At 44.5% G+C, this 12,970-nt stretch carries 13 protein-coding genes; 7 read left to right on the forward strand and 6 right to left on the reverse strand.

Features of this window, described 5'->3' with window-relative positions; all coding sequences use genetic code 11:
• Positions 1-29 precede the first annotated feature (29 nt).
• Complete coding sequence (locus HRE53_RS12900; RefSeq protein ID WP_235110906.1) at positions 30-1,088, forward strand: D-alanine--D-alanine ligase family protein; 1,059 nt, start codon at positions 30-32, stop codon at positions 1,086-1,088.
• A 659-nt stretch (positions 1,089-1,747) separates the two neighbouring features.
• Complete coding sequence (locus HRE53_RS12905) at positions 1,748-2,191, forward strand: acyltransferase (RefSeq protein WP_235110908.1); 444 nt, start codon at positions 1,748-1,750, stop codon at positions 2,189-2,191.
• Positions 2,192-3,527: 1,336 nt separating this feature from the next.
• Here the strand turns inward: HRE53_RS12905 and HRE53_RS12910 are convergent.
• On the reverse strand, positions 3,528-4,841 hold the full coding sequence (locus HRE53_RS12910; protein ID WP_235110910.1) for a D-alanyl-D-alanine carboxypeptidase: 1,314 nt from the start codon (positions 4,839-4,841) through the stop codon (positions 3,528-3,530).
• Between the two features lie 406 nt (positions 4,842-5,247).
• On the opposite strand from HRE53_RS12910, the gene HRE53_RS12915 reads away from it, so the two are divergent.
• A complete protein-coding gene (locus HRE53_RS12915; protein ID WP_235110911.1) occupies positions 5,248-5,661 on the forward strand; it encodes a YHS domain-containing (seleno)protein in 414 nt (137 codons plus the stop codon).
• Positions 5,662-5,663: 2 nt separating this feature from the next.
• On the opposite strand, the gene HRE53_RS12920 is transcribed toward HRE53_RS12915, so the two are convergent.
• The 3 genes from HRE53_RS12920 to HRE53_RS12930 form a co-directional block, all read right to left on the reverse strand.
• Entirely contained in the window at positions 5,664-6,584 is a 921-nt protein-coding gene (locus tag HRE53_RS12920; protein ID WP_235110913.1) for a hypothetical protein, read from the reverse strand.
• Between the two features lie 89 nt (positions 6,585-6,673).
• Positions 6,674-7,294 carry a DUF4272 domain-containing protein gene (locus tag HRE53_RS12925; RefSeq protein WP_235110914.1) on the reverse strand — a complete coding sequence of 207 codons (621 nt, stop codon included), beginning with the start codon at positions 7,292-7,294 and terminating at the stop codon, positions 6,674-6,676.
• Positions 7,295-7,332: 38 nt separating this feature from the next.
• Complete coding sequence (locus HRE53_RS12930; RefSeq protein ID WP_235110915.1) at positions 7,333-7,803, reverse strand: cupin domain-containing protein; 471 nt, start codon at positions 7,801-7,803, stop codon at positions 7,333-7,335.
• Between the two features lie 82 nt (positions 7,804-7,885).
• Here HRE53_RS12930 and HRE53_RS12935 point away from each other — a divergent pair, with 82 nt between their 5' ends.
• The 4 genes from HRE53_RS12935 (at position 7,886) to HRE53_RS12950 (ending at position 11,303) form a co-directional block, all read left to right on the forward strand.
• Entirely contained in the window at positions 7,886-8,170 is a 285-nt protein-coding gene (locus tag HRE53_RS12935) for a hypothetical protein (protein WP_235110916.1), read from the forward strand.
• A 58-nt stretch (positions 8,171-8,228) separates the two neighbouring features.
• A complete protein-coding gene (locus HRE53_RS12940; RefSeq protein ID WP_235110917.1) occupies positions 8,229-9,467 on the forward strand; it encodes an IS256 family transposase in 1,239 nt (412 codons plus the stop codon).
• A gap of 163 nt (positions 9,468-9,630) precedes the next feature.
• Positions 9,631-10,143: a DUF1499 domain-containing protein gene (locus HRE53_RS12945; protein WP_235110918.1), complete on the forward strand. Its 513-nt coding sequence runs from the start codon at positions 9,631-9,633 to the stop codon at positions 10,141-10,143.
• Positions 10,144-10,145: 2 nt separating this feature from the next.
• Complete coding sequence (locus HRE53_RS12950; RefSeq protein ID WP_235110919.1) at positions 10,146-11,303, forward strand: esterase-like activity of phytase family protein; 1,158 nt, start codon at positions 10,146-10,148, stop codon at positions 11,301-11,303.
• Between the two features lie 3 nt (positions 11,304-11,306).
• Here the strand turns inward: HRE53_RS12950 and lepB (HRE53_RS12955) are convergent, their stop codons facing one another.
• Both lepB (HRE53_RS12955) and lepB (HRE53_RS12960) read right to left on the reverse strand, forming a co-directional pair.
• Positions 11,307-11,981, reverse strand: a complete 675-nt coding sequence (gene lepB, locus HRE53_RS12955) for a signal peptidase I (protein WP_235110922.1) — start codon at positions 11,979-11,981, stop codon at positions 11,307-11,309.
• 126 nt (positions 11,982-12,107) lie between these two features.
• Positions 12,108-12,740 (reverse strand): signal peptidase I, encoded by a 633-nt coding sequence (lepB, locus tag HRE53_RS12960; protein WP_396133436.1) that lies wholly within the window; start codon positions 12,738-12,740, stop codon positions 12,108-12,110.
• Positions 12,741-12,970 lie beyond the last annotated feature (230 nt).

A 12,970-nucleotide genomic window follows, 5' to 3' on the forward strand; every position in this document is an offset into this window, starting at 1 on the left:
CTGGATTGACGTGTGCCTGGGAGTTAACTGTGGAGAAATTGCGAGTCGGTTTAGTGTTTGGGGGATGTTCGGGAGAACATGAAGTATCAATCACCTCAGCGAAAGCCGTTCGCGGTGCGCTCCTAACGGCACCTAACCCTGATAAATATGAGGTTGTTCCTTTTTACATCCATAAAAATGGGTGTTGGCAAGCCGGTGAAGTGGCGAATCACGTTTTAGAAACGGGAAAACCTCAAGATCAAGCAGAAGAAGGCAATCGATGGCAGTTTCCCGATGCCGCAGCCTCTGTTGATGTATGGTTTCCAATCCTGCATGGCCCGAATGGAGAAGATGGGACCATTCAAGGGCTGTTACAGTTGATGCAAGTGCCTTATGTCGGTTCTGGAGTGTTGGGCTCGGCGGCTGGCATGGACAAGATCGCCATGAAAACTGTGTTTGCAGCGGCGGGATTGCCTCAAGTGAAGTATGTGCCCGTAACCCGAGAACAGGTTTGGTCCGATCCTTGTGTGTTTAAGCAGGTGTGCGATCGCATTGATGAAACCATTGGCTATCCCAACTTTGTCAAACCCGCCAATCTAGGATCTTCCGTCGGTATTTCTAAGGTCAGATCTCGGCTGGAACTAGAAGCAGCGTTAGATAGTGCCGCTTCCTTTGATCGCCGTATTGTTGTAGAGGCAGGTGTGGTAGCTCGGGAAGTGGAATGTGCTGTTCTCGGCAATGGCAAACCTCGGGCATCGGTGGTAGGAGAAATTAGCTTCGATAGCGATTTCTACGACTACGAAACGAAATATACGGAAGGACGGGCGAGTCTCCAAATTCCGGCCCCCTTGCCAGTGGACATCACCGAAAAAATTCAAGAGATGGCGATTAACGCTTTTATTGCGGTTGATGCAGCGGGCTTATCGCGGGTAGATTTCTTTTATGTGGAATCTACGAGAGAAGTATTGATCAATGAAATCAATACCTTACCTGGGTTTACGTCAACTAGTATGTATCCCATGCTCTGGGGAGCTTCCGGGGTGGAATTCCCCGAATTAGTGGATCGGCTGATTCAATTGGCTGTGGAATATCATGCTGTTTCAAATTGACTTAGTCTTTTGATCGCTGCTCACTTAAAAAGCGATTGCTAGAATATGTTTGCAGCATTAGTACTTATAGCAAATAATTAAAGACTTGTTTGTAGCGCTTTTTTTCCAATAGCTGAGTACAAACGTGAGTGCTCTACGAAATCATGAAAGTTCCAAACAGCATAGGCTATGTGGGAAATTGACTTCAACCAATTTTTAAGGGAGCTAAAAATTGGCAAAATATTGTGGAGACTTACCGATAAAGGGTAGGGTGCCACCTCTATCAACGCCAGGGCAAACGCATACACAACTAAATTGTTTAATCAAATATCTGACAGAGCTTTCAGCATTACAGATTTATTGATAACGGTTTGAGAGATGTGCTAGAAAAACTAATCATAAAGAATTTAACGATTATTTATTGAAACTACAGTCTGTAATCAATATGAGACAAGCATCATAGCCTTTTTTGAATGAGTACGCGTTTGCCCTGGTCAACGCTTAAGTTCTTGATTATCTTAGTTTTTTTGAGATACGGTAATGCTTGAAAAAGTATTGAAATCTTAATTATTTATGAATACAAAAAGAATTAAGTCGATTGATGGCTTAAGAGGAATTTCAGTTATTTTTTGTTATTCTTTTCCATGCATTTCCTGAGAAATTCTCAAATGGTTTCTTAGGTGTTGATATATTTTTTTGTTGTCAGTGGTTTTTCTGTAACGCTTAGTTGCTTAAATCGTTATAAAAAAGGATTATTTAGTATACGAAGCTTCTTTGTTAAGAGAATACTTAGAATATATCCTCCTTTGATAATATGTATTTCACTTTGCAGCATAGCTGCTGTGTGTATTTTTCAACCCGATCATTTAGAAAACTTTTTCCAGTCTTCTGTAGCTAGTTTAGTAGGGCTAAATAATATTTTGCTTTACATTACTGGAGGCTATTGGAATTTTGCAAATGATTTAAAACCTCTATTTCATACTTGGTATTTAGGTGTAGATGGACAATTTTATCTTTTTTATCCTCTTATTTTCAGTTTGTTAATTGTTGCAAATAGATCAATCACTGATTTCAATAGAAATACATGGCAGTTTTTTTTTAGTTTTGATAAGTATTTTTTATAGTCAGTTATTCATTGTCTATATTTTGGTATTACAAAGAATTTGGCGGTAACTATTTATTGCCTTTCTCAAGAGCTTGGGAGTTTGTTATTGGCATAATAGCTGCACTTCTATCAGAGAAAAAATATTTAATCAGAAAAAAAACTAAGATCAAAACAATTATTTTTGATCTTAGTTTTTTTTCTGATTATAGTTTTTTTATTAGGGATTGTAAGTATCAAGTCTCAGTTTTCGCCTGCGCCTATAATGCTAATACCTTTATTAGCAGTATCAGTTATTTGTTTATCTAAATCTAGAGGTATATCTGCATATATTCTGGAGAATAAAATTATTGCATATATTGGATTAGCTAGCTATTCTATATATCTATATCATCAACCAATATTGGCTTTTTTATAGAAGTACTTCTGAATATGAAATTAGTACCAATAAGTATTTGTTTCTTATAGCTATTTCATTTTTTAATAGGAATAATCTCGTATGAGATGATAGAAAAAAAGACTTACTTCTTCAATAATAAAAAATTTATCCTATGATGGCAACTACTCTTATAACAGTCAGTTCTGCATGTCTTTTTTAGCTTTTCTCTCTATGCTTCACAACAGGGTGGTTGGTATGAATTTCGCTTTCCACATTTACTCATTAATGGAAAACCTCAAGAAGGAATACAAGGTGGAAGTAAGTACGTAGATCGAGCAAGAAGTCTATACAAAAAATATATTTTTTAAGACAAATAAAAAATCGAGTTGTAGTAATTGGTAATAGTCAAGCTAGAGACTTTATTAACATAATTCATGAATCAGGCTATTTAGATAATTTAGAAATTTCTTATCTTGAGAAAATCGAAACAGAAGTAAGCCTTGCAAGAAAAAATAATTAAAGATGCTAATATCGTTATTAGCATGCAAAGAAAAAAAAGAGTTAGAGAAAAATATTGGTCTCACTATTGAATCATCTTTTATATGGTTAACACCACGTCCACGACTTGGTTATAACTTAACGCCAATAATGCATATAAAAGATGACTCTAAAAGAGCAAAAAAAATACTATCAGTTTTTTACTGATATAGATAATAAACTAGCTTCAGAAAAGACAATTAAAATGAAAAAATAATAATTATATGTTCTTAAATATTACAGGACTTCTCCGTGATAATCAAGGTAGAATTCCTTACACTGATGATCGCGGAGACTTAATTAGTTTTGATACAGTTCATCTAACAAAAAGCGGAGCAAAGTTAATTGCTAAGAAGCTTTTCTCTAGTCAAGAATTTAAAGCATTTATTAAACTTCAGTGAGTTTCAACAAGATGAAAAAATAAATGTATCTATATCCAAGCTTAATCGAAGGGTATAGCCTGACTAATAGCACTCAAGTCTTGCCGAGATGGGTTGGCGGTAATTAGAACAAACCTTTTAGTGGTGGTACCCCAGAATTGCATCAAGGTTTGCAGTAAAGTTTCTTGTCTAGCTCTAAAGTGATTCACATCGTCTTCACTGTTAATAACTGCAAACCAGATTATTCCTTGATTTTCGGTTGGTAAGGCTCCTGCTAAGGAACTGACACTGTTCAAAGTTCCTGACTTAATCACTGATTTTTGCGGGAGGGGTCGCTCGTTATGGACCCCTGGGTCAGTCCCGATGACGGCAAAAATATCTGCAATCGTCATTTCTTTTGGATGCAGTAGGCGAGCAATGGCTTGAAACATGCCACAGGCTGCTCGGGGTGAAATGCGGTTATCGACCCCTAACCCCGAACCATTGATCAATTGAATTTCTTGAGCAGGAACCCCGGCTTCCTGGGCGGCAATTTGGGCCACCTGTGGAGCGCCACCCACGTACTCTGCCAGCATCTCGGACATGGCGTTATTGCTGTATTGGTTCATTTTTTTGAGCAGTTCAGCTACGGGGAGGGAGCGGTGCTGAATGATTGGCTTGACTAGATCTGGGCGTGTGGCTGTGGTTTGAATACTCCCTGCGATCGCAACTTCAGGCTTTGGCGTATCACCTGGCAAAGTTTGGTATTGCGTTTGGGCTTCTGCAGGCCAGCGGGTGTGATCGAGTCCCTGCTGTAATAGCGTTCCTGACGTAACAGGGTCGGACTCATAGTTCATATAAAACGGACCGACCACGATTAAATTGCCGCTGACGCTGCGAATACCGTTTTGGTTGAGGAGGTTACCGAGTGCGATCGCATCTTCCCACACAAAAAACGGATCAGCCCCTCCCTCAATGACTAAATCTCCTTGCAGTTCACCGTTCTGAATCGTGCCAACATAGCCAATTTTGGTTTCAAATCGATGGTCAGGTCCTAGTTTCTTTAACACTGCTAAGGAAGTAGCAACTTTAGTCACAGAAGCAGCTGGTAAAGGAATGGTGCCTTGATGATTGGCGAGTAAGGTATCTTGAGTTTGAATCCATACTCCTTGACTAACAATAGGTGCTCCTAATTGGGATAAGTATTCCTCGATCTGAGGATTAGCAATAGTTGTCGGATCCGCAAGTCCTAGCTTCAGAGGTGGAAGTGCTGCAGGGGTACTGGTGGTTGGCTTGGGTAAAGGTGTTGCAGATGGCTTGACGTCTGAGTTGCTGCACCCGCTGAAGAACAGGCTGAGAGCAATAGGAATAGAAACGGTAGTTTTGATAGAGGGCATGGTGAGATATACATGCAATTGGCAATTCTTCCACATCATATGCTCTAGTGATCGAGTCAGAGTAGGATGAATATTTCTCTGCTTTTTAGGCGAGCCATCATCCACTATAAAAAATATTTTTGTATGATTGTATAAAATTAGATTTGTTAACTCAAAATAGTATGAGATTGTTGATCAGGTGCTTAAGTATTTTTCAGAATAAAAAATATTGGCTTAGATAGAGATCTAGAATGATGCAGTCAAGTACTCTCTGTATTCTGGAGTTTAAAGTTACGCTTTTTAATTTAGCCGCTTTTAATAACAGCTTATGAAGTCTCAAACTAAGACTCTCTCCTCATTCATGGCTATGCTGACGGCTACGCTAATGGGAACAACAGCCTCACTGATTCTGAGGAATTGGAGGGTGATGGCAAATGCTCAGCCAATTTCCAACACTTCTACCTCGACCACTATTTTTACGGAAGATGGTGTTGCGATTCGAGGTACGGATCCAGTGGCATATTTTACGGTAGGCAAGCCAGTCCCAGGACGTCAAGAGTTTGCTTATGAATGGAAAGGCGCAACGTGGCTATTTGCCAGTGCTGAACATCGAGACTTGTTTGCCAATGATCCAACAGCCTATGCGCCTCAATATGGAGGGTTTTGTGCTTATGGATTGAGTTATGGTGCGTTGGTGTCGACGATGCCAGATGCTTGGTCTATTGTTGATGGCAAGCTTTATTTGAATTACAGTATCGCTATTCAAAAACAGTGGCAAGAAGACACCGCTGGTAATATTGACCGAGCCAATCTAAATTGGCTGAATTTGCAGTCTAAATAGTCTCACAAGCCTGAATGAGACATCTTTCGGGTCATTTCGTGGATTTTTTGCTCGTACCTTGTTGTAAAATCCAACCGCTTTAATAGCTGCATCAGTCGCTGCGTGAGTTGAGAATTATCGATGCAGGTGCCAAGTATCTCAACCGCTTCGTCAAGATTAACGACATCATAGGTTGCCTGCTCATTGTCCAAAGCCTCGATTTCATCAAACAAGTTTTCAAGCCGCTGAGTTGATTCTTGCGTGTTACCCAGTTTGGCAGCGCAAAGGGCTAATTGTTCATCGCGTTTGAGCTTTCGCCATAACCATGCAGGGTGTTGTGACAAGAGGCTGTCCATATCAACGGCGAGATAAGCCTGATAGGCCGATTGCCAAACCCCCAGGTCATGATAGCAATGGGCTTGATATAGAATTGCCATCTGATGTTCAGGTTGTAGAGCATGGGCATGTTCAAAGCATCTTAATGCTTTCCTTTGGTATGGAGATTGAGGCTCATGCCGAGCAGGGTGGTTGTAGTACAGTAGCCCTTGCCTGAAGAAAATGTCTGCATCATCAGGGGCTATGACTGCTGCCCTGTTCAAAGCTTGTTCCGCATCAAGTGCAATCTGAAGCCGTGTTTGATGTTTGGGAGTGTGCCATTCTTCAACCCAATCCAAGGCAGATATGGCTAAAGATATCAAGACCTCGATGTTGTTAGGATCTGCCTGTTCAGCAGCCGTATAAATTCGTTTTAATCCGGACCAGCCATCTTCAAACCTCTTGTGTTCGAGAGAGATTGCTAGACGCCGGAGTAATTCTGACCGATCTGGATCAAAATCCTCAGCTGTGGAAATAAATTGGGCAATTTTATCGTTTGTGACCCTAATAAGCGATGCGTTTTCCGTAAAGACTTCAACTAATTCGGAAGGAAGAGGCAACAGGTCCATCGACAAGCAAGACTGTTATGGAGCTTAATGCTCTCAGTGTAGTCAACAAACCTGAACATTAGCTGGCAACTGACATAAAAGTTGGATCCTTAGGTATCAAGGCGGATATCGTCCCATTCATCACGACTATGCAGCCACTCAAAAGCATAATGACGTTGGACTAGCACGTCATAGATTAAGTCGTCTGGAACAGTGTTGCTTTTGAACGCTTGCCGAGCGTAGCAGTGCAAATTGTAGACCCGATTATCTTCGACCCATAGGGCACCCGATGACCTTAGCTTAGCTGAAGCGATAAAGGTGGCAATCGGATCACCCAGTTTGGGCATAATGTCATCTACTAGGGTTGCTGTATGACAGGTTTGGGTAGGCAATCCCAGAGATTGGACTTTAGAGATAGCCCACAGCAAGGTCCATTCTGCTTCTACGCGCCAACATAAACGCCTGCGTTCTTCATTGGTTATTTCCGTGGTGGTGAACCAAGTTTTTTCTAGGGGTGAGACATCATCCCAGATCTGCTGATCTTTGAGCCAGTCCACTAAGCATTTAGAATCCACGCTGTATCCAACAGCTGCAACGGTATGCAGAATGATGGATCGAATTGCAATTTCTTCGACTGAACGTGGGCATGGCTCCCCCACCTGCTTCTTGAAGGGAACGGTTGCTTCGATGCATACGCCATGAGCTTGAGCCCATTCTATGGTGGTAGTCATGATGTGAATATGGGGGTGGTTTACCGCTTGGCGAGACCTCAACTGCCTTGATTGGGGTAAGGTCTACCGTCCTTATGGGTGAATTGCCAGCCCGTGTCAACCCATTGAGCGACTAAATCCTCATCGGGATATTCCACCCGATCATCAGGGATGCGATCGCCAATTTCTAGATACACTGCATCCGCATCAGACTCATTGCATAAATGGTGACCATCCGCTTCCCCAGCGGGAAAACCTGCTGCCATCCCTACTGTGAGATTTTCCTTGCCTGCATTGGTTTCCAGAACGAGTTCACCTTCGACTACATAGATCAATTCATCTTGGCAGCTATGCCAATGGCGGAGTGCAGAACGACTGCCGGGTGCTAGCCGGACTAAGTTGACGCCAAAGTTCTTGAGATTTGCTGCATCGCCCAGCCGCTGTTTACTGCGACCCGCCACTTGAGCCTTAAAAATTGAAGGGTAGTTAGAGCCAGTGCGGATGGGAATTTGAGAGAGATTGAGTCGCATGGGGGATCCTGATGAAGAAGGCTATGATTATTGTGGTGGGTTTCCTCGCCATGTAGAGATTTTGTGGTGAGGATTTTAAGGTATGAAGTGGGTTAGAGCCATTGGCGGTATTGCCGTAGCAGTGGGGTTGGTTGTGGGTTGGAAGTTCTATAACAAGTTCAGTACGGCGGCAACTGTCAGAGCAATCTTTCTATCAGCCTGTGCCGAAGAGAGTCAATGTATAGGCGCGGTTGAACAGCATTTTCAGTCTTGTTTTGATGCTAACTATCATTGGGGGGGGCGTCGCAAAGCCGGTCATTTAAATGGGAATACATTTACAGATTGTCTAAGGGAGAAGGCTGGTGCGCCTGTGCTCCCCCATCCATGAGACTGATCAGAGTTTTGTGTAAGCGGTCTAGAATCCAAACACACCAGGAGACCGCATCATGTCTAGAAAGAAACAAGTACCCAATCGAGTTGATGAGCTATTGGATGAACTCATTGGAGAGAATCCACAGCCAGAGGATATTCTGGGCGAATCAGGACTGCTCAAACAACTCAGCAAACGCCTAGTGGAACGAGCCTTGGCAGGTGAATTGACTCATCACCTGCATCAATCCTCCGTCGATGAGCGTTCTCATGGCCCTAGAAACAGTCGCAATGGTTACTCGAAAAAGACCGTCCAGACTGAACAAGGAGAGATGGACCTATCGATTCCTCGCGACCGTTGCAGTGAGTTTGAGCCTGTCCTCGTGCCCAAAGGCCAGCGACGTATCGCGGGACTCGACGAGAAAATCATCGCCTTATATGCTCGTGGCATGACCACTCGTGATATTCGAGCTCAATTGGTGGAGCTGTATGGGGCCAATATCTCTGAGGGTCTGATTAGTGACGTCACCAATAGTGCCATGGAGGAGGTTAAAGACTGGCGCTCAAGACCATTGGATGAGGTGTATCCGATTGTCTATCTCGATGCCCTGTATGTGAACATCAAAGTCAATGGCCAAGTCAGCAAGCGAGCCGTCTATGTCGCGCTAGCGGTAACTGTGGAGGGAAACAAAGAGCTGTTGGGATTATGGATAGGGGCTGCCGAGCGGGAGGGAGCAAAATTCTGGCTTTCAGTGCTCACAGACCTTAAAAACCGAGGCGCTCAGGATATCTTGATTGCTTGCTGTGATGGTCTCAAAGGCTTTCCCCAGGCGATTGAATCGGTCTATCCCGATACTCAAGTTCAAGTTTGTATCGTTCATCTCATTCGCAATAGTTTGCGCCATGTGCCTTGGAAGGAAAGTCGAGCCGTAGCTGCAGACCTCAAGCCCATTTATCAAGCGGCCACTTTGGAGGAATCTGAGGCTGCCTTGGATGCGTTTGCCAACAAATGGGACCAGACGTATCCTGGCATCAGCCAAATCTGGATACGGCATTGGGATAATATTGCTCCGTTGTTTAAGTACCCAATGGCCATCCGAAAGGTTATCTACACCACTAATGCCATTGAGTCGCTCAATCGCTCACTGCGAAAGGTGATTAAGACCAAAGCTGTCTTCCCGAATGAAGAGTCTGTCTACAAATTGATGTTTCTGGCGATGAGGAATATCTCGAAGAGATGGACCAGACCGATTTTGAATTGGAAGGCGGCGCTGTCCCATTTTGCTATTCTGTTTCCAACACGATTCAACTATTGAATACGTTACGGCTTACACAAAAATCTAAACACTCTCGATCCATCAAAATAAACGGATCCTGTCCTACCCTGTTTTCTTGTGGCTGTCTACAATGCTTATGGGTGGTCTTACTTAAAGGACGGGCTCACCCCCTTTTCAAGTTTTGAGGAACTTCCTAAAAAATATGCTGCATCGATTGACTGCCTTAGCTTGGGCAAGCTTGGTTTCTATTGCCCTTCTCATTGGTCCTTCGGCTTCTGCTCATGCTACGACCTTAGGGGCTTTGCCTGGGGCTTCGAGCTTGCTTGCAGGCAACGCTCCTGAGCTGGGAGTGCGTGAGGGGCAACTTTCGCCCTGTCCTGATTCACCCAATTGCGTGGTCAGTCAAAACGCAGATGCGGATCATGAAATTCCACCCCTGTCTTACACCAGTGATCGCAACACGGCTCGCGAAACCCTGTTGAAAGTGTTGACGGTTGTGCCTCGCACCCGAGTGGTGGAGCAGACCAACGAGTACATTCGATTTGAATCCAGCAGTCGGTTGTTGGGATTTGTCGATGATGGTGAATTTTATTTTCCCGCCGAAGACAACATTATTCAGATGCGTTCCGCCTCCCGGGTTGGCGAGTCGGATCTCAGCGTTAACCGCCGACGGATGGAGCAAATTCGCCTCGCTCTCCAGGACTTAGGTGTGTAGACGTGACCAAATTCCTGCGGTATTGCTTGCCGCTGTTGTGCTGTGTGTTGCTGCTGACGGGCTGTGATCTGCCCCAGGTGACCGCAGAGGCCCGCATCTTTTTAAATCTATCTGTGGATTATTTGGATGGGTATCAGCTCGCTGACACGGAGTTTGACGGGACTCGTGTGGGTGGAATTTCTGCGATTACTTATGATCGCAATCGCAATCGCTTCTATGCTTTGTCCGATGATCGGGCGCAACCTCGCTTCTACACCCTGAACTTGCAATTGGATCAAGAGAAACCCAATCGCCCCCAGATTAAAACTTTGGAAATAGAAGATGTCACCTTCTTCCAAAACGAAGAAGCACAACCCTATAAAATCGATCGGATTGATCCAGAAGGAATAGCCCTGACCCCTCAAGATACGTTGTGGGTGAGTAGTGAAGGCGTATCCCGTTTGCAGAGTCCCCCTGCCCTGATCGAATTTGATCTGCAAGGTCAGTGGCAACAACAGCTAACCTTGCCTCAACAGTTTTTTCCTATCCCCGCCACGGACGAGAATCCTGACCCACCGCCCCACGGTATTGACGATAATCGCGGATTTGAAGCGTTGACTCTGAATCCAGAAGGCGATCGCATCTTCGTAGCCATTGAAGCCCCCTTACAGCAAGATTATCCAGACGCCGATGCTGAAGGAGAAACCCAGCATTACAATCGCCTCCTCCACTACTGGATTGGCGAACCTCAGCCCGAATTCTTAGCCAACTATCTCTACCCCCTGAAGTCAGCTGATCTACTCAAAGGGCTAAACGGTCTTACAGAACTCTTGACCGTGGACAGCGCCGGACATTTTCTCAGCCTTGAGCGATCCTACAGTCCATTTACAGGGTTCAGTGCCGAAATCTTTCAAATCACGACTGCCGTCGCTCGGGATACCTCCAAAATCGATTCTTTACCGAGCGACCTCACAGGCATTACGCCAATTCAAAAACAGCCTCTGCTGGATTTGAAACAGCTCAAAATTCCCGGCAGAAATTTAGAAGGCATGATGTGGGGACCTCTATTGGCCGATGGCAGCCAATCTCTCGTCGTCGTTAGCGACAACAATTTTGAGCCGGATGAATCGACTCAGTTCTTACTGTTTCGCCTACGCCAAGATAGTCAGCTTGTGTCCTAACTCTTATTCAGCAGCGGTCACTTCAGCCGGAGGTAAAGTGCCAATGCGATCAAAGGGGAGAAAACGAAAAACAGCTCGTCCCACGAGATCCGCATGGGCAACTAATCCCCAACAGCGGCCATCGTAGCTATTGCCTCGGTTATCGCCCAAAACGAGGTAATGCTTGTCTGGGATGGTTTGAGGCTTTTCTAAAAAGATGGGAACGGGAGGTTCGATGGGCTGGCTATCTATATCTGAAGTGACATAATTATTGCGACAATGATCCGCACTCGGCCCAGTAGTGACGCCTTCGGCGGTGTAATTTTCTTTAATCGGCTGATTGTTGACCCAAACAACCCCATTTTTGATCTCAATGCGGTCACCCGGCACCCCAACCACCCGTTTAATAAACGCTTCTTTGAAATTGGCGCGCTTTAAAGATTCGGTGGGATTAAACACCACCACATCGCCCTGCTCGGGATCGCGAAAGCGGAATGTCACTTTATCAATAATCAAACGATCATGAATTTGCAACGTTGGCTCCATCGACCCGGATGGAATAAAGCGGGCTTCCGCCACAAAAGTGCGAATTCCAAAGGCCAAAAGTAAACTTAACCCGACCGTCTTGGCTGCTTCCACCCACCAAGATTCTTCTGGTTGTTCCGTTGGTTTCAGATCAGGGGGTTGGGGTTGCGTCATATATAAATTGAACGGTACAGGCTGTGAACGATAGGGATGGGTTACACCTTACAAATCAGTTTTCCCAGTAAGTTGATTTATAACACAATCCTGTCTGGTCAGCGTTTGTGCCTGATCACAGCCGTCCTACTCTAAATTTCCGATTCGGTGAACCGGCCAATAGCGAAAAACCGCTCGACCCAACAAATCCGATCGAGACACCAATCCCCAACAGCGGCCATCGTAGCTGTTGAGACGATTATCACCTAAGACAAGATAGTGATCTGCAGGCACCACCTGGGGTAAGGCAAGGAAGGATTGAGATAGGGAAGCTGGACAGACTTGAACAGATGTTTTGGCCTTATGAGCGACGTATTGTTCCTGAATTTTGACCTGATTGCGATAAACAGCCCCATCTTTAAGCTCTAATTGATCTCCCGGTATACCAATCAATCGTTTAATAATCGTATCCATGGGCAGTGGGTCATTCTGTTGATCTACTTGCTGTCGCAAGGATTGGGGAGGATGGAAGACAATAATATCTCCTCGTTGAGGGGGATTAAATTGGTAAGTGACCTTATCGATAATCAAGCGATCGTGAATCTGTAAGGTTGGCTCCATCGACCCTGAAGGGATGAAGCGGGCTTCTGCCACAAAGGACCGAATGCCAAATGCCAACAACAAGCTGAGTCCCACCGTTTTGGCTGCTTCTCGCCATCCCACTTGTATAGAGAAAAAAAATGACTTTTTCGGCATAGCTGGAGGCGTGGGCATTGGCATGACTCAGGCTTAGCACTTACCCTATCGTTCCCAAGGAGGAATGAGAATGGATAGGTTAGCACCTGTTTAGAAAAGCACCAATTGAGTTGCCGTTCAGCTTCCCACTCGGTCATTGATTCTGGGACAATAGACAGTTGAGTAAGGTCATTGGTTCCAAACTGAGTTCTGCCACTCATGGGTTGTAACCCTAGCCTGCTTTTGCCTTTGCGTCGTGAACAGAAAAAAGTCGT

The sequence above is a fragment of the Acaryochloris sp. 'Moss Beach' genome (assembly GCF_021497025.1).
GTDB classification, from domain to species: Bacteria; Cyanobacteriota; Cyanobacteriia; order Thermosynechococcales; family Thermosynechococcaceae; genus Acaryochloris; species Acaryochloris marina_A.

What these genes read in the sequence shown, in the direction of transcription:
- lepB (WP_235110922.1), bottom strand. Translation starts at nt 11,981, where the DNA reads ATGACGCAACCCCAACCCCCTGATCTGAAACCAACGGAACAACCAGAA.
- HRE53_RS12915 (WP_235110911.1), top strand. Translation starts at nt 5,248, where the DNA reads ATGGCAAATGCTCAGCCAATTTCCAACACTTCTACCTCGACCACTATT.
- HRE53_RS12920 (WP_235110913.1), bottom strand. Translation starts at nt 6,584, where the DNA reads ATGGACCTGTTGCCTCTTCCTTCCGAATTAGTTGAAGTCTTTACGGAA.
- lepB (WP_396133436.1), bottom strand. Translation starts at nt 12,740, where the DNA reads ATGCCAATGCCCACGCCTCCAGCTATGCCGAAAAAGTCATTTTTTTTC.
- HRE53_RS12940 (WP_235110917.1), top strand. Translation starts at nt 8,229, where the DNA reads ATGTCTAGAAAGAAACAAGTACCCAATCGAGTTGATGAGCTATTGGAT.
- HRE53_RS12935 (WP_235110916.1), top strand. Translation starts at nt 7,886, where the DNA reads ATGAAGTGGGTTAGAGCCATTGGCGGTATTGCCGTAGCAGTGGGGTTG.
- HRE53_RS12930 (WP_235110915.1), bottom strand. Translation starts at nt 7,803, where the DNA reads ATGCGACTCAATCTCTCTCAAATTCCCATCCGCACTGGCTCTAACTAC.
- HRE53_RS12925 (WP_235110914.1), bottom strand. Translation starts at nt 7,294, where the DNA reads ATGACTACCACCATAGAATGGGCTCAAGCTCATGGCGTATGCATCGAA.
- HRE53_RS12945 (WP_235110918.1), top strand. Translation starts at nt 9,631, where the DNA reads ATGCTGCATCGATTGACTGCCTTAGCTTGGGCAAGCTTGGTTTCTATT.
- HRE53_RS12910 (WP_235110910.1), bottom strand. Translation starts at nt 4,841, where the DNA reads ATGCCCTCTATCAAAACTACCGTTTCTATTCCTATTGCTCTCAGCCTG.